This window comes from Neorhizobium huautlense (assembly GCF_002968575.1).
Classification (GTDB): domain Bacteria; phylum Pseudomonadota; class Alphaproteobacteria; order Rhizobiales; family Rhizobiaceae; genus Neorhizobium; species Neorhizobium huautlense.
The window spans coordinates 192,405-207,984 of record NZ_PVBM01000003.1; the positions used below are offsets into that span (position 1 = coordinate 192,405).

A 15,580-nucleotide genomic window follows, 5' to 3' on the forward strand; every position below is an offset into this window, starting at 1 on the left:
GGACAGAGACAATGAAAGCGCTGGTATTAGAAGAGAAGATGAAGCTGTCGCTGCGCGATTTCCCGATCGAGCGCGACGAGACACTGGGCCCGCGCGACGTGCGGATAAAGCTCCACACCGTAGGCATCTGCGGATCGGACGTGCATTATTATACGCATGGCGGTACCGGCGTGTTCCAGGTGAAAGCGCCGATGATCCTTGGCCACGAGGCGTCGGGTACCGTGATCGAGGCCGGTGCCGATGTAACCTCACTAAAGGTGGGCGACCGGGTCTGCATGGAGCCCGGGATCCCAGATCCCAACAGCCGCGCAACCCGCATGGGGCTCTACAATATCGATCCGGCCGTCCGTTTCTGGGCCACGCCGCCGATCCACGGCGTGCTCAGACCGACTGTCGTCCATCCAGCCGACTTCACCTTCAAGCTGCCCGACAATGTGTCATTTGCCGAAGCAGCAATGGTCGAGCCGCTGGCAGTGGGGGTGCATGCTGCCACCAAGGCGCAAGTCAAGCCTGGCGACATAGCGCTGGTGATCGGTGCCGGCCCGATCGGCCTGGTAACCGCCCTGTCGGCCGTTGCCGCAGGTTGCGCTCGGGTGTTCGTGAGCGACATTGACGATGCCAAGCTGGAACTCGCGGCAAAGCTTGGGCCGATCACGCCAATCAACGTCGCTAAGCAGGACCTGACCAAGGAAATACTTGCCGCCACCGACGGCTGGGGCGTCGAGATCGTGTTCGAATGCTCCGGCCATCCCAAGGCCGCCGAAGGTGTGTTCGACCCGCTTGCTCCCGGCGGACGGGTGGTCTTCATCGGTTCCCAGGTCCATCCGGTCAACTACGATATCGGCAAGGCCATGGTGCGCGAGGCACGCGTGGAGCATGTCTTCCGTTATGCCCATGTCTTTCCGCGCTGTGTCGCGATGCTCTCCTCCGGTGCGATCGATGTGAAGCCGCTCATCACCCGTACGTTCGATTTCGACGAAAGCGTCCGGGCTTTCGAGATCGCGGCTTCCGCCCCCAAGGGTGAGGTCAAGATGCAGATCGCGCTGCCGCAATAGGGGATTCCAATGGCTCACGTCACAGTCAAGGACGTTACAAAGAAATATGGTGCGCTGCCGGTCATCCACGGCGTCGGCATAGACATCGCAGACGGCGAGTTCGTCGTGTTGGTAGGGCCGTCCGGGTGCGGCAAGTCCACCCTGCTGCGGATGATCGCCGGGCTCGAGACCATCTCCGGCGGCACGGTTGCGATCGGCGGGCGTGTGGTCAACGACGTCCTGCCCAAGGACCGCGACATTGCCATGGTATTTCAGAACTACGCGCTTTATCCGCATAAAACGGTTGCCGACAATATGGGCTTCCCCCTCAAGCTCAAGGGTGCGCCAAGGAGCGAGATCGAAGCGAAGGTCCGCAAAGCAGCCGATATCCTCGATCTCGGCAAGCTGCTGGATCGCTATCCCAAGCAGCTTTCGGGCGGGCAGCGTCAGCGGGTCGCCATGGGCCGCGCGATCGTCCGCGATCCGCAGGTCTTCCTGTTCGACGAGCCGCTCTCCAATCTCGACGCAAAGTTGCGCGTCACCATGCGGGTCGAAATCAAGGAACTGCACCAGCGGCTGAAGACCACCACAATCTATGTAACGCATGACCAGATCGAGGCCATGACCATGGCCGACAAGATCGTCGTGATGCGCGACGGGCGGGTGGAGCAGATCGGCGCGCCGCTCGATCTCTACGATCGGCCTGCGAATGTCTTCGTGGCAGGATTTATCGGATCGCCGTCGATGAACTTCATCTCTGGCAGATTGTCGATGGAAACCGGCCAGCTGAATTTCGTCAGCGACACGGGCACCATGCTGCCCGTACCGGCCGGTACGCAGAACCATGGTGACGCCGTGATATACGGCATCCGTCCCGAACATATCGACGTGCGGCCCGATGGGTTGACGGCAACGATCTCGGTTCTCGAACCTACAGGCTCGGAAACACAGATCTTCGCGCATCTGGGTGGCGACGCCATTATGGCGGCTGTTCGCGACCGGATCTCGGTGGCGCCCGGCGAGGCGATCTCGCTTCGGATCGATCCGGGCCGCGTCCATCTGTTCGATGCCAAGAGCGGTCGGCGCCTCTAGTTCTGCACGGCCACGGAGCAAGACATGTTTCTCGAGAAATTCCGGATGGATGGCCAGATCGCTGTGGTGACCGGCGGCGGACGCGGCATCGGCCTTGCCTGCGCCGAAGCGCTTGCCGAGGCGGGCAGCCGCGTCACCATCATTGATCGTGACCCTGCGGTTGCGGAATCGGGCAGGCAAGCCTTGAGCAGCAAGGGTATCGAGGTTGACGCTTTAGTCCTTGATGTCACCGATTCCGCAGCAGTCGATAAAGCCGCGGCCGATATCTTCGCAAAGCATGGCCGCATCGACGCGCTGGTCGCCAATGCGGGAATTGCCCGCACGGGTACCGCCGCAGAAGAGACGTCGGATGAGCTTTGGCTCAATGTCAACGACGTCAACTACAACGGCGTCTTCTGGTGCAACCGCGCCTTCGGGCGCTACATGCTCAAGGCCGGGCGCGGCTCGATCGTCAATATCGGTTCGATGTCTGGGTATATCGTCAATCGGCCTCAGCTTCAGACCTACTACAACGCGTCGAAGGCCGCCGTGCATCATCTGACGGCCTCGCTAGCGGCCGAATGGGCCTCACGCGGCGTGCGGGTCAACGCAGTGGCACCGACCTATATCGAGACGGAAATGACGAGAACCGCTGTGGACAGTTCATGGACGGATGTCTGGATCCGCGACACACCAATGGGCCGGTTGGGTCAGCCGCATGAAATCGCATCGGTCGTGCATTTTCTCGCCTGCGACGCATCGAGCCTTATCACAGGCGCGACCGTCAAGGCGGATGCAGGCTTCACCTGCTGGTAGGGAGGGTTCTTTCCATGGATTTTTCAGGCAAACACGTGGTGGTGACGGGGGCCGGCAAGGGCATCGGAAGGGCGACCGCCGTGATGCTGGCGCGGCGCGGTGCCAAGGTGACGGCTTTGTCGCGCTCGGCGGCCGACCTTGAGGAACTGAAGAGTGAAATCGGATGTATTCCGATCGCCGTCGATCTCGCCGATCCTGACGCAACGCGCGCTGCAGCCCTTCAGGCTTTGCCGGCTGATCTCCTGGTGAACTGTGCCGGCACGACCGAGCTGCAACCTTTCCTGGACGTCACGGTCGAAAACTTCGACCTGCTCCATGCGGTGAACACGCGTGCTCCGATGATCGTTTCGCAGGAATATGCTCGTGACATGGTGAGAAACGGTCGAAAAGGCGCGATCGTCAACGTATCCAGTGTCGCGGCCTTCGTCGGTATTCCCGACCACGCCGCATATTGCGCCTCGAAGTCGGGCCTCGACGGGCTAACCAGGGTGATGGCGAAGGAACTTGCGCCAAAAGGCATTCGCGTCAACGGCGTGCATCCGACTGTGACCCTCACGCCCATGGCCGTGAAGGCCTGGAGCGATCCGGAAAAGGCAGCCGGTATGCTCAACCGCATTCCCGTCGGCCGGTTCGCAGATCCCGACGACATTGCTGAGGTTATTCTTTTCCTGCTCTCCGACGAGGCAGCAATGGTCAACGGCCTGTCGATGCCGGTGGACGGCGGTTACATGATTGCGTGACGGTTATTCTTAAACTCTCCTGCCGCCAGTCTGGTGGCCTCGGATCTTCTCAAGGATCATCGCATGACACGGTTTGATGCAAAAATTGCCAGAATAAGAGCCGGCAACTACAGGCGAACGGATTTCATTATCGCGGATGCGAAGGATGGCGATATGGGGCCGAGCATCCCCTCGTGCGGCCCCAAGCTCGAGAAGGATTGCTCCCACACGCGCTTCCGGACGCGGGCGGAATTCCTCGGGCAAATCAAGGCCGTGATCGCCCAGGACATCGTTGATATCATGTTGACCTCCGCTTCCAATCTCGAACTGTTGACGGAAAGCGGCGCATTCGCCGGAAGCAGCGTCAAGCCGGCCATCCGCGCCAACGATGCGACTGATATCTGGGTGGGGCGCGGCGCGAGCTATGCCGCTCAGCCGTCACGGCCCTATCGCACTGCGTCGCTGTCGGTGAATCGGCGCCATACCGATCTCGGCCTCTATTCGATCACCTTCAACAACGACCTCGATGCCGATTATAATTCCCTGCTTGCTTTCCTGGATTTCGTGGAGGACGCCGACGACAACGGCTTCAATTACTTCCTCGAAGTCTTCAATCCGAATGTCGACACCGGTATTCCGCCTGACCTCCAGCCCCATTTCGTAAATGACTGCATCTGCCGGGCGCTCGCCGGGCTGACACGGGCCCAGCGGCCGCAATTCCTGAAGATCCCGTTCAACGGGCCGAAGGCACTGGAGGAACTCGCGTCCTACGACCCGAGCCTGATCGTCGGCGTGCTGGGCGGCGGCGCAGGAACTGCGCGCGACACGTTCGAACTCATTCATCAGGCGGAGAAATATGGTGCCCGCGTGGCGCTCTTTGGTCGCAAGATCAATCTCGCTGAAGACCCACTTGCCATGGTGAAATTCATGCGCGCCGTGGCTGATGGCGATCTTGGGCCAGAGGAGGCGGTGAGGGCTTATCATGGGGCCTTGCAGGCCGTCGGACAGACGCCGATGCGGACGCTTTCCGACGACATGGTCATCACCGAAAAAGTCCTTATGAATTGACACCGGCACCGGAGGATAGCAATGGCCGGAACGAGCAGGCGTGGCTTCATCGCTGGCGGTACCTGGTGTCTGGACCGAAACCGCAGGATCGACGCATGGCCCCGCGAGGACAGCGTTGGTATCGCCTGGGGGTTGGAGGAACGCGGCGGCGGCCCGGCCTGTAATCTTGCGATCGACATCAAGAGGCTCGACCCATCGATCCCGGTCGAAACCATCGGACTGGTGGGCAGCGACGAAGCCGGGCGAAAGCTCATCGCGGAAGCCGAGCGAGCGGGTCTCGACCATCGACAGATGCATGTCAGCGACCAAGCTCCCACTCATACAACCGAGGCCTTCATTTCGCAGGCAAGCGGCTTGCGCACGCATATTTCCGACCTCGGCGTTTCTACGCTCCTGAGTCCTGAGCATTTCGACTTCTCGACGACCTCGGCCCGTTACATGCATCTCGGTCTTCCCGGCATTCACCCGCGGATGGATTCGATATGGCAGGACGACGCCAACGGATGGGTCACCGTGCTCAAAGCTGCCCGCACCGCGGGCCTCGAAACCAATCTCGAACTCTGCACGGTCACGCCGGAACGGCTACGCGGCCTGATCCTGCCCTGCCTGCCGCATCTCGACACGCTGATCGTCAACGACAGTGAAATTGGGGCGCTGGCGCAGATGGCAACGAGTAGAGACGGCAGGACGGATGTGAATGCTTGCGCCGCCGCATCGGCGGCCATGCTGCAACAAGGTGCGATGCGGCTGGTTACAATCCATTTCCCCGACGGCGCGATTACGGTCCTGCGGTCGGGAGAGAGGGTATTCGTTCCCTCCGTGAAGGTGCCGCAAGACGCAATTGTCGGTCCCAATGGGGCCGGGGATGCCTTTGCTGCGGGCTTTATGTACGGGCTACACGAGGATTGGACGATCGAGGACTGCCTGCGGCTCGGTCACGCCGCAGCCGCGTGTTCGTTGAGAAGCGCTGGAACAACCGACGGGGTCGTCGGCTGGCGGGAATGCCTGGACGTTGCGGACCAATGGGGCCGGCGGTGAGGCCAGGTTGCCACGAGATCTCGATTTTTATCGATAGGAGGAGACGAATATGGGCGAGCATTTGGACGGCAAGGTCGCGGCGGTTACCGGCGCTGCTTCCGGCATAGGACTAGCAAGCACGCGGGCGATGATTGCGGAGGGGGCACGTGTAGTGCTCGTTGATCGCGACCGGAAGGCTTTGGACGCAGTCTGCGCTGAACTCGGCAGCGCCGCGATACCTCTGGAGATCGACCTTCTCGATCCCGCCAGTTGCGCGACCCTTATGCCCTCCATCGAGAAGCTGACCGGGCAACTGGATATTTTCCATGCTAATGCCGGCACCTATATCGGCGGCGATCTGATCGAGGCGGACACTGCGACGATTGACCGTATGCTCAACCTCAACGTCAATGCAGTGATGAAGAATGTCCATGACGTCCTGCCGCATATGATCGCCCGCGGCTTGGGCGATATTATCGTGACGAGTTCGGTCGCCGGTCACTACCCAGTCCCTTGGGAGCCTGTCTATTCGGCTTCGAAATGGGCCATGACCTGTTTTGTTCAGACAGTGCGGCGTCAGGTTAACAAGAAGGGCATCCGCGTCGGCTCGGTCTCGCCCGGACCCGTGATCAGCGCGCTGCTTGCCGACTGGCCGGAGGAAAATCTCAGGAAGGCTAAGGAATCTGGCAGTCTGATCGAGCCCACCGAGGTGGCCGACGCCATCATCTTTATGTTGACGCGGCCACGAAATGTGACAATCCGCGATGTCGTCGTGTTGCCGACCAACTTCGATATCTGACGACGCGGCTGGTGCCCAGGAACGCGGACGCGCGCCGATATCTGGCGCCGGACGTATGGTCCTCTAGCGCATCAGCCCGGCCTTGCGAAGCGCATCCTCAATGACTTGCTGGATGCCGTCCGCTGCCCTCGTTTCTTGTGCGAAGGGAGCCTCGCGGTGGGGCGCGGGGCCGCTTGCGCGCCGCGCGGGTTCGAAATCGTCGCGAAGCAGTCCCCATCGCTTTGCCGAGCAAAAAGTGGAGGAAATGCCGATATCCAACATGTAGGGCGCAGCGTTTTCGAGCTCCGAGGAGGCGTCGATAGGCGTTCCGTGACCCATTCCGGTAATGCTGAAATATTCGATGACCTCGCGTCCCTCCGGGTTTTTCCAGACTGCCTTAGAATGGGCACCGATCGGTTCGTGAAAGTCCGGCCGGGGGCCGACACCGTGGACGCCGCGCCATTGGTCGACGATCGCGCGGGCGTTGATCTCCGCAACGGTATTGTCCTGGCTGCCGTGCCAAACAGACACTACGGGCCAGGGACCATTATGCGGAGATGCTGCCTTCAATTTCGATTGCAAGGTCTTAATTTCGGGGAGGCCGTGCCCTCGCATTCGGTCGAAGGCCGCCGGCACCGTTGATGCGACACCGTAGGGCAAACCCGCGATGACCGCGCCGGCGGCGAACACCTCCGGATACGTGGACAACATGACGTTGGCCATTGCACCGCCTGCGGACAAACCGGTGATGAAGATCCGCGACGGATCGACCGTGTATTTCGACACCACGGCATCGATCATTTGACGGATCGAGCGGGCCTCTCCCTGATCGCGGCGGATGTCGCCTGGCACAAACCAGTTGAAGCAGAGGTTGCCGTTGTTCTCACGGGTCTGTTCTGGAAGAAGCACGATGAAGCCATGCTGATCAGCAAGCGCCGACCATCCGGCGCTATGATCGTAGCCAGATGCGGTTTGCGTGCATCCGTGCAGGACGACGACGAGGGCAGGGTGCTCGGCGCGATTGGAGGGCACATGAACTTTACCTGTAAGCCTCCCGGGATTCGATCCGAAATCCCGCAGGTCCTGAAGCCGGCCCGGTTGACCCGGGGGTTCGGTTTTGTGTGCTCGAAAACGCGCAAGCCGTTCCAATGTATCCGATAACGATCGCATAAATGCCTCCTGACAATCCGTGCCGGGACGGCAGCGACAATCAACAACGCCTTCCATATGGGAATGGTTGCTGCGGTGCACAATATTTAATGGTGAGCTTGTTCTGTGCGTATATCCTTGGCGAAGCCGAGGGGCGGGTTCATGGTGCCTCCCGCGCTCCGCAACGGACAATAAGCCCCCGCCGCGCCTGCGTCTCCGCCGGCCCCGAAACAATCTGCCCGGCTTTAATCTGCGGGAAGGCCGAAATGCAAAGCGGCGTCGAACCCCCGCCTATCGAAGATATCGAAAGGCGGGTTCCCTGGTCCATACCGCAAAAGCGTCAGGCGGCGTACCGGCTGGACCCGGCGGTTTCGCTACTGACACTGAAATGGCTGATTTGCTCGTTCAGCACTTCAGCTTCTGCGGCCAGCGAATGAGCCGAGGCGGAGGTTTCTTCGACCATGGCGGCATTCTGCTGCGTCACCTGATCCAATCCGTTGACTGCGGAACTGATCTCGCCGAGGCGAGCGGACTGATCGCGCGAAGAGCCGACGATCGCTCCGATGTGCTCGTTGATCGATTGAACGTTGTCCTGGATCAGTTCCAGGCTCTCACCGGTCTTGAGCACCAGGGCAACCCCATTCTCCACGTCGGCGGCAGATGAAGTGATCAATGCGCCGATGTCGCGCGCCGCCGTTGCCGACTTCTGCGCAAGTTCCCGGACTTCCTGTGCCACAACGGCAAACCCTTTGCCCGCCTCGCCGGCGCGGGCGGCCTCGACCCCTGCATTGAGGGCAAGAAGGTTTGTCTGAAAGGCAATCTGGTCGATCACGTCGATGATCTGGCGGATCTTGGACGAAGAGCTTTCGATGCGCTCCATGGCTTGAATGGCGTTGCGGACGACGGTGGTTGAGGTCTGGGCGCCCTGCAAGGTGTGGGCCGCTACATCCACTGCAGTTTCGCAGCGAGTGAGGGCAGCGTTGACCGCCCCGGTCATCTCGCCAAGCGCCGCTGCCGCCTCCTCAAGGGCCGCGGCCTGTCTTTCGGTACGCCGAGACAAATCGTCGGATGCCGTCTTCAGCTCGCTCGATCCCGTGCGAATAGTATCGACGCTATTGCCGATCGCGGCAATTGTGGCTTCCAGTCCGGCAAGGGAATTGTTGAAGTCGTGCCGCAAATGGTCGAGGGATTGACCGAAAGGCTTGACGATGCGCTGGTCGAGCCTGCCGCGAGAGAGTGCGGCAAGGCCGGTTGCCAATGCCGAAACAGCCTCTTCTATCTCACGCGCGCTTGCGGCTTTTTCCGCCTCACGATACTGGCGTTCTTCGTTCAGCTCCTCATTCTTTCGACGAGCTTCTTCCTCCATGCGCTCCTTGTCGAGAGCTCCCTGACGGAAGGATTCCAGCGCTCTGGCCATGACACCAATTTCGTCGCCACGGCTAGCGGAGGCAATGACGATGGCTTTGTCGCCCTCGTTCAAACGGTTCATCAGCTTTGCGAGGTCGGTCAGCGGTCGTGTCAGGCGCGCGGCAATGTAGGTGCCGGCGCCACCCATCCCCACGAGGACGGCAACGGTTGCCAGAACGGCCCAGATGGCAAGCGATCTTGCAGCGGCGAGCACCTGACCTTCTCCCTGTCCTATTGCCAGCAGATGAGGCTTGCCGAACAGCGTCACCGGTTGATAGGCGAAGAAGAGCGGGCGATCCCCAGCGGTAACGAACTCCGAGCCACTTGTCTGGCCCGCCGCCGCCTTTGCCAGTTCAGCCGGTGTATCGTGGGAGATCCCGTTTGCGAAGGAACCGCTGCGGAAGGCGCCTTTTCCGTCAAGCAGGACGGCCTCGTCGATCGATTTTCCGAAATCGTCGGGAGTCACGATACCCGTAAGCTGTTCGGCGGAGATGCGGAAGATCACGCTTCCCTTCGTGACTGTCTTACCCCAGGACGCCACGGCAAGTTGCTTGCCGATGAGAACGGAGGGCTTGTTGCCATCAGGCTCGTAAGGGACGAATTCGGAAACATGCACAGCATCTGGAGATGCCGCTTGAATCTGTTTCAGAAGCTCGTTGATCTGCGGCAGGTTCGAAGCCGGCTGAAGCAGTTCAGACCCTTTGGTGACCGAGTAGACGACCTGGCCGTTGTTGTCGATGACGTAGATATCGCTGACCCGGGAATTCTTCCAGGCGCTGGCGAGGGTGCCGTGGATTGCGCTGTGATGCACGGCATAGAGCAGCTTCAGCGCGGCGCCATCGAAACCAGCGCGGTCACTGACGGACATCCCGGGCTTCTGAAACTCCGCGCGGATGCTGTCGGCTTCGCTTGGGATGATGTTCGACATCGTTTCGACCGCCTGGCCGATAGCGGTGTTCTGGGCGAGGTCTGCAAGCGACTGCGAAACTCGTTCCTGGTAGGCCGCCAGTTGCTTGGACTGGTTCCCGGCTGCCGACTCCAGCCTCATCTTGCTTGCTTCGATCAGGCCGCTCTTTCCGATCTGGTAACTCAGAAGACCCACCGCGAGGCACGAAACAAACGTTGCCCCAACGACCAGCCCGACAAACTTTGCCTTAATCGACAAACGCCGGCCGGCGCCTTCCAGCTTGGATGACTGCAACATGACAGTTATTTTCCCCCACCAATACAATGATGAGAAGGGAACCTGACATGATATCATTTCGTTAAGTTTAACGAATCCAAGGGCTCAGCCAAATTTGTCTAAGAAATTGTGCCGCCCGGGTCGCCTCGGCCTTCACCTTAGCGGCAGCGCCGCAACCGTGCGGTTGAATTAGACGGCCGTACGATCTTTGGTCTTGACCGCGATCATTGGAGCCTACCGCTCCGCATGTTCGAGACCCGTATTTGCTCTGGAAGAGTATCGGTAAATCCGATACAGTCCGACAAATACGATGAGACGGACGAATGAGCTCCAACTTTCTGGTTATCGATCCTGAAAAAGATCTTGCCGCGATCAAAGGCATTTCCTCACTGGCGCGAGTGAAGCTTCTAAAGGAATTGTCAAAACGGCCGGGGATCAATGTCAACGATCTCGCGCAGGTGTCCGACCTGCCGCAATCGTCCGTTTCCGCTCATCTTCAGGTCCTGGAGAAAGCCGGGCTTATCCGGACCGAAATGCAGAAAGCCCGCAAAGGGAACCAGAAGATCTGTTTTGCTGTCTATGACGAGCTCGTCGTCACCTTTCACCCGACCACACAGGCCCTCTCCTCAGACGTCATAGAGGTGTCGATGCCGCTCGGTCTCTATACCAACAACAACGTCACCGGCCCATGCGGAATCTGCTCGGTCGAAGGCGTGCTGGGCCTTCTCGACGTGCCGGAAACCTTTATGGATCCTGAGCGGATGAAGGCGAGCCTGCTCTGGTTCACCAGCGGCTTCGTCGAATATCAGTTTCCAAACAACGCCAAACTGTGCGGCGACAGAATCGAGCAGCTCGAGATTGTGATGGAGGTGAGCTCCGAAGTGCCGGGAACGCTGGCAAACTGGCCGTCGGACATCGTCTTGTCCATCAATGGCAGAGAAATTGGCGTGTGGACTTCCCCTGGCGATTTCGGCGACCGGCGCGGGACCTATACGCCGGCTTGGTGGAAGCTGAAAGGGTCGCAGTACGGGATGCTGAAGACGTGGACCGTCGGGCCGGGTGGGACTTTCGTGGATGGTCACAAGATTTCCGATGTGCAGGCCAAAGACCTCGACCTCGACGACCATCGGTCCATTCGCCTGCGCGTCGAGGTCAAGGCGGAAGGGAAACATCCCGGCGGAATCAACATCTTTGGCCGGGGTTTTGGGAACTACGATCAAGACATCATTCTTCGTTTGAAGACCGCGGGGTAACCCAGGCAGTGCCTTCCTCGGCTGCGTTTTGCGGTGCAGCACATTCTTGCCGATGACATTCCCGTGCCGGCTCGAAACTATATCTGAAAATACGATCTATATCGTGGTTGCAGATACGGAGCAGTCGGCATGAAGGTACGGGTAGCGGTTCATCGGGATTTCAAGATCAGCCACATCGATGAGCGGCTTTACTCCGCCTTCATCGAGCATATGGGTCGTGCGATCTACGGTGGTATCTATGAGCCTGGTCATCCCCAAGCGGACGAGCGCGGCTTCCGCAAGGACGTACTGGCCTTCGTACGGGATCTAAATATCCCGGCAATACGCTATCCCGGCGGTAATTTCGTGTCGGCCTATCGATGGGAGGATGGCATCGGGCCGCGAGAGCAACGCCCGGTCCGGCTCGACCTCGCCTGGCGCTCGAAAGAGACAAACCAGATCGGCATCAACGAGTTCGCCGACTGGGCGCAGATGGCCGGCATCGAGATGATGCTGGCGGTCAATCTTGGTTCCCGCGGCCTCGACGATGCCCGTAATTTCCTGGAATACGTCAACTTCCCCTCCGGGACGGCCTGGAGCGATCTGCGTCGCTCGCATGGCAAGAACGATAGCCACAACGTTAAAATGTGGTGCCTCGGAAACGAGATGGATGGTCCCTGGCAGGTTGGCCACAAGGTGGCGGTCGAATACGGACGGCTTGCCAATGAAACGGCGAAAGCCTTCAAGAGCTTCGACAGCTCGATCGAAGCAGTCGTGTGTGGCAGCTCGAACGATGGCATGCCCACCTATCCGGAATGGGAGCGCGAGGTTCTCGAAGAATGCTACGAGAACGTGGACTACATCTCGCTCCACAAATATTTCGGCAACAACAGCAAGGACACGCTCAACTATTTCGGCAAGATCGAAGAGACCGGCCGCTACATCCAGACGATCGCGGGTACGATCGATTATGTGAAGTCGAAGAAGCGCGCGAAGAACGATGTCCATATCTGCTTCGACGAATGGAACGTCTGGTATCACATTCGCGAAGAGGACAGCCATCGTTGGCGGACATGGGATTGGCCGGAAGCGCCGGCACTCTTGGAAGAAACCTACAATTTCGAGGACGCTCTCTTCGTTGCCGGGCTGTTGAACGAGTTCATCCGCCGCTCCGACCGCGTGCGCATTGCCTGTATCGCCCAGCTCGTCAATGTTATCGCGCCCATCCGTGCCGAAAAGAATGGGCCGGCCTGGCGCCAGACGATCTACCATCCCTACCGCTTCGCTTCGATCTACGGACGTGGCGAGGCACTGCGTGTCGCGGTCGATGGCCCGACCTACGACTGCAGCGTCGCGGACGATGTGGCCTATCTGGACGTCGCGGCCGTAAATAATCGCGACGAAGGCCTGCTTACGCTTTTCATCGTCAACCGTCACCTCACGGAGAAGGCCGAGCTCGATGTCGGGCTCACCGGATTTGGAAACCTCACGCTCGTCGAACACCATGTCATGGAGGGTTACGGTCTCAACGACACCAACGGTCCCGACAAGCCGGATCACGTCGTGCCGAAAAAAGGTTCAGGCGTCGGTATCGAGGATGGGAAGGTGAAGGGCTCGCTTGCGGCGCTTTCCTACCATGTGCTGCGCCTGAAGGTCGGCTGAGGGGGAAGCCATGGGAGTTACCTTACGGAATGTCAGCAAGAGTTTCGGGACTGTCGGGGTCGTCCATGATGTCAACATGGAGATTCCGACGGGAGATTTTGCGGTTTTCGTTGGCCCGTCCGGCTGCGGAAAATCGACTCTGCTTCGGATGATCGCGGGCCTGGAGGATACGTCCGGAGGCTCGATTTCGATCGAGGGGCGCGATGTAACCGACGTCGAGCCTGCCAGACGTGAGGTCGCGATGGTCTTTCAGTCCTACGCGCTTTACCCCCATCTGACAGTCTTTGAGAATATGGCATTCTCATTGCGGCTCAAGAAGACTCCGAAGGCTCGCGTGGCAGAGATGGTGCACGAAGCCGCTCGCATCCTGCATCTTGATGAGCATCTTAAGAAACGCCCATCGGAGCTCTCGGGAGGACAGCGCCAGCGCGTTGCCATTGGCCGCGCCATCGTGCGCCAGCCGAAGGTCTTCCTGTTCGACGAACCGCTGTCCAACCTCGATGCGGAGCTGCGCGTGCAGATGCGCATCGAACTTGCCAGGCTGCACAAGCAGATTGGCGCCACCATGATCTACGTGACTCACGATCAGGTGGAAGCGATGACGCTGGCCGACCGGATCTTCGTATTAAAAGGCGGCAGGCTCCAGCAGGCCGGGAGGCCTCTCGATCTCTATGACGATCCCGACAACCAGTTCGTCGGCGGCTTTATCGGCTCTCCGGCGATGAACTTCCTCGATGGTCGGGTGTCCGGGCGCCAGGGTGAGATGCTGAGGATCGGTTTGACCGGCCTGGACACGGAATTGTTGGCAAACGTGCGCGCCAACGTGGGCGAGGGGGTTCAGGTGAAAATCGGGCTTAGGCCGGAGCATCTTCGTATTTCGAGCGACGGCTTCAAGGCGACAGTCGAGATGGAGGAGGACCTTGGGGGTGTGTCTTATCTTCATGCACGGGTGCTTGGCGGCAAGGAGGTCATCGTGGAAACCCGCGGTCGGCGAGCAAGCCTGGACGGCAAGACCATCTCGCTGACGGCCGATGCCGGCGAGGTGCTTGTTTTCGGGGATGACGGAGTTCGGCTGCGCTGACGGGTCGACGTGGAGTTGGTTTCAACCGCCGCCGATCAAGAGATCGGGCGGCATGAACGGTGGAGGAGACTGGTATGCGATACAGAAGACTGTTTGCGGCGGGTGCTATCGCGTTGATGGCGATGCCGGCTTTCGCTCAGGAGAACATCACCTGGTGGGACTTCTTGAGTGGCGGCGACGGAGTGCGGATGAAGGCGCTGATCAGCCGCTTCAACCAGGAACATCCTGATATCAAGATAACCGGCACCACGCTGGAGTGGGGCATTCCCTATTACACCAAGGTCCGAACCGCCGTTGCCGTAAACCAAGGACCCGACATAATGACATATCATCTGTCGCGCATGCCATTGGGTCTTGAGGAGAGCGTGCTGGACGAGATCACCGACGAGGATCTCAAAAACGCAGGTTTGAGCAAGGATGATTTTTTCGATGCGTCGGTAAAGGCAGCGAGCGGCGATGACGGCAAGCTTTATGCGGTGCCTTTCGACATCCATTCGATCGTTCTCTATTACAATAAGACCTATCTCGAAGGTTCGCGCTTCCTCGATGCAAACGGAAAGCTTACCGGCATCGAGAGCCTCAAGGATTTCGAAGAAGCATTGGCCACCGCCAAGGAAAAGGGGGCAGAGGCACCGGTCACCTACGCAACCGGTGACGACGGAGGTACCTACCGCGTCTTTTATACTTTGCTCCGCCAGCAGGGAGGCGAGCTGATCGCTGGCAACGAGGTCTTGCCCGGCGAGAACTTGCAAAAGGCGGCGAAAGCCATCGAAGTGATGACCAAATGGGGTAGCAATGGATGGCAACCGGAACAGGCTGCCTATGAGGCCTCCGTCGCTCTCTTCACCTCGGGCAAATCGGCCTTCATGCTGAACGGCGTGTGGGAAGTGCCGACAATGGTGGACCTGAAAAAGAAGGGAACGCTCGGCTTCGAATGGGGTGCGGTGCAGGTTCCGAAGCTGATGGGAACCCAGACGACCTGGGCCGACTCACACGCCTTTGCCCTTCCGAAGAACAACCGCATGTCGCCTGAGAAGCGCAAGGCGGTCATGACTGTCATCGGCTGGATGGAAAAGAACGCCATCGCCTGGGCCGATGCAGGTCACATCCCGGCCTACAAGTCGGTCGCAGAGAGCGACCAGTTCAAGAAGATGGAGCCGAACGCCACCTACTCGGCGCTGGCGGATACCGCATCTTACGATCCGCGCTCACCGATCGCGGGCGTGGCTTCGCCAGCCTATGACGCCGCGATTAACGTCATATCGCCCGCCATTCACGGTTATGCCGAACCGCTGGCCGCCGCCGAGCAGGTCAAAGCGGACCTTGCAAATGCACTGAAGTGAGGGAATGAGAGCGGCTGCGT

13 protein-coding genes are annotated in these 15,580 nt (G+C 59.6%); 11 read left to right on the forward strand and 2 right to left on the reverse strand.

Translation table 11 applies throughout. The annotated features are described in order from the left end of the window. Nucleotides 1–11: 11 nt before the first annotated feature. The 7 genes from C5L12_RS04935 to C5L12_RS04965 all read left to right on the forward strand — a co-directional run bounded on the left by C5L12_RS04935 (nt 12) and on the right by C5L12_RS04965 (nt 6,524). Nucleotides 12–1,055: an NAD(P)-dependent alcohol dehydrogenase gene (locus C5L12_RS04935; protein ID WP_105370903.1), complete on the forward strand. Its 1,044-nt coding sequence runs from the start codon at nt 12–14 to the stop codon at nt 1,053–1,055. 9 nt (nt 1,056–1,064) lie between these two features. Next, a complete protein-coding gene (locus C5L12_RS04940; protein WP_105370904.1) occupies nt 1,065–2,126 on the forward strand; it encodes an ABC transporter ATP-binding protein in 1,062 nt (353 codons plus the stop codon). 24 nt (nt 2,127–2,150) lie between these two features. Continuing rightward, nucleotides 2,151–2,921 carry an SDR family NAD(P)-dependent oxidoreductase gene (locus C5L12_RS04945; RefSeq protein WP_105370905.1) on the forward strand — a complete coding sequence of 257 codons (771 nt, stop codon included), beginning with the start codon at nt 2,151–2,153 and terminating at the stop codon, nt 2,919–2,921. Nucleotides 2,922–2,935: 14 nt separating this feature from the next. Then, nucleotides 2,936–3,661 (forward strand): SDR family oxidoreductase, encoded by a 726-nt coding sequence (locus C5L12_RS04950; protein WP_105370906.1) that lies wholly within the window; start codon nt 2,936–2,938, stop codon nt 3,659–3,661. Between the two features lie 63 nt (nt 3,662–3,724). Then, nucleotides 3,725–4,708 (forward strand): beta/alpha barrel domain-containing protein, encoded by a 984-nt coding sequence (locus C5L12_RS04955; RefSeq protein ID WP_105371048.1) that lies wholly within the window; start codon nt 3,725–3,727, stop codon nt 4,706–4,708. Nucleotides 4,709–4,729: 21 nt separating this feature from the next. Next, a complete protein-coding gene (locus C5L12_RS04960) occupies nt 4,730–5,746 on the forward strand; it encodes a carbohydrate kinase family protein (protein ID WP_105370907.1) in 1,017 nt (338 codons plus the stop codon). A 49-nt stretch (nt 5,747–5,795) separates the two neighbouring features. Then, nucleotides 5,796–6,524, forward strand: a complete 729-nt coding sequence (locus C5L12_RS04965) for an SDR family oxidoreductase (protein WP_105370908.1) — start codon at nt 5,796–5,798, stop codon at nt 6,522–6,524. 63 nt (nt 6,525–6,587) lie between these two features. On the opposite strand, the gene C5L12_RS04970 is transcribed toward C5L12_RS04965, so the two are convergent. Both C5L12_RS04970 and C5L12_RS04975 read right to left on the reverse strand, forming a co-directional pair. Next, nucleotides 6,588–7,673 (reverse strand): extracellular catalytic domain type 1 short-chain-length polyhydroxyalkanoate depolymerase, encoded by a 1,086-nt coding sequence (locus C5L12_RS04970; protein WP_105370909.1) that lies wholly within the window; start codon nt 7,671–7,673, stop codon nt 6,588–6,590. A gap of 319 nt (nt 7,674–7,992) precedes the next feature. Further along, on the reverse strand, nt 7,993–10,263 hold the full coding sequence (locus C5L12_RS04975) for a methyl-accepting chemotaxis protein (protein WP_105370910.1): 2,271 nt from the start codon (nt 10,261–10,263) through the stop codon (nt 7,993–7,995). 302 nt (nt 10,264–10,565) lie between these two features. On the opposite strand from C5L12_RS04975, the gene C5L12_RS04980 reads away from it, so the two are divergent. From C5L12_RS04980 to C5L12_RS04995, 4 genes are all read left to right on the forward strand, one after another. Further along, a complete protein-coding gene (locus C5L12_RS04980) occupies nt 10,566–11,495 on the forward strand; it encodes an ArsR/SmtB family transcription factor (protein WP_105370911.1) in 930 nt (309 codons plus the stop codon). A gap of 129 nt (nt 11,496–11,624) precedes the next feature. Next, nucleotides 11,625–13,136: an arabinosylfuranosidase ArfA gene (gene arfA / locus C5L12_RS04985; RefSeq protein ID WP_105370912.1), complete on the forward strand. Its 1,512-nt coding sequence runs from the start codon at nt 11,625–11,627 to the stop codon at nt 13,134–13,136. A 10-nt stretch (nt 13,137–13,146) separates the two neighbouring features. Then, nucleotides 13,147–14,217 carry an ABC transporter ATP-binding protein gene (locus tag C5L12_RS04990; protein ID WP_105370913.1) on the forward strand — a complete coding sequence of 357 codons (1,071 nt, stop codon included), beginning with the start codon at nt 13,147–13,149 and terminating at the stop codon, nt 14,215–14,217. Between the two features lie 74 nt (nt 14,218–14,291). After that, nucleotides 14,292–15,560: an extracellular solute-binding protein gene (locus C5L12_RS04995; protein WP_105370914.1), complete on the forward strand. Its 1,269-nt coding sequence runs from the start codon at nt 14,292–14,294 to the stop codon at nt 15,558–15,560. Nucleotides 15,561–15,580: the final 20 nt, after the last annotated feature.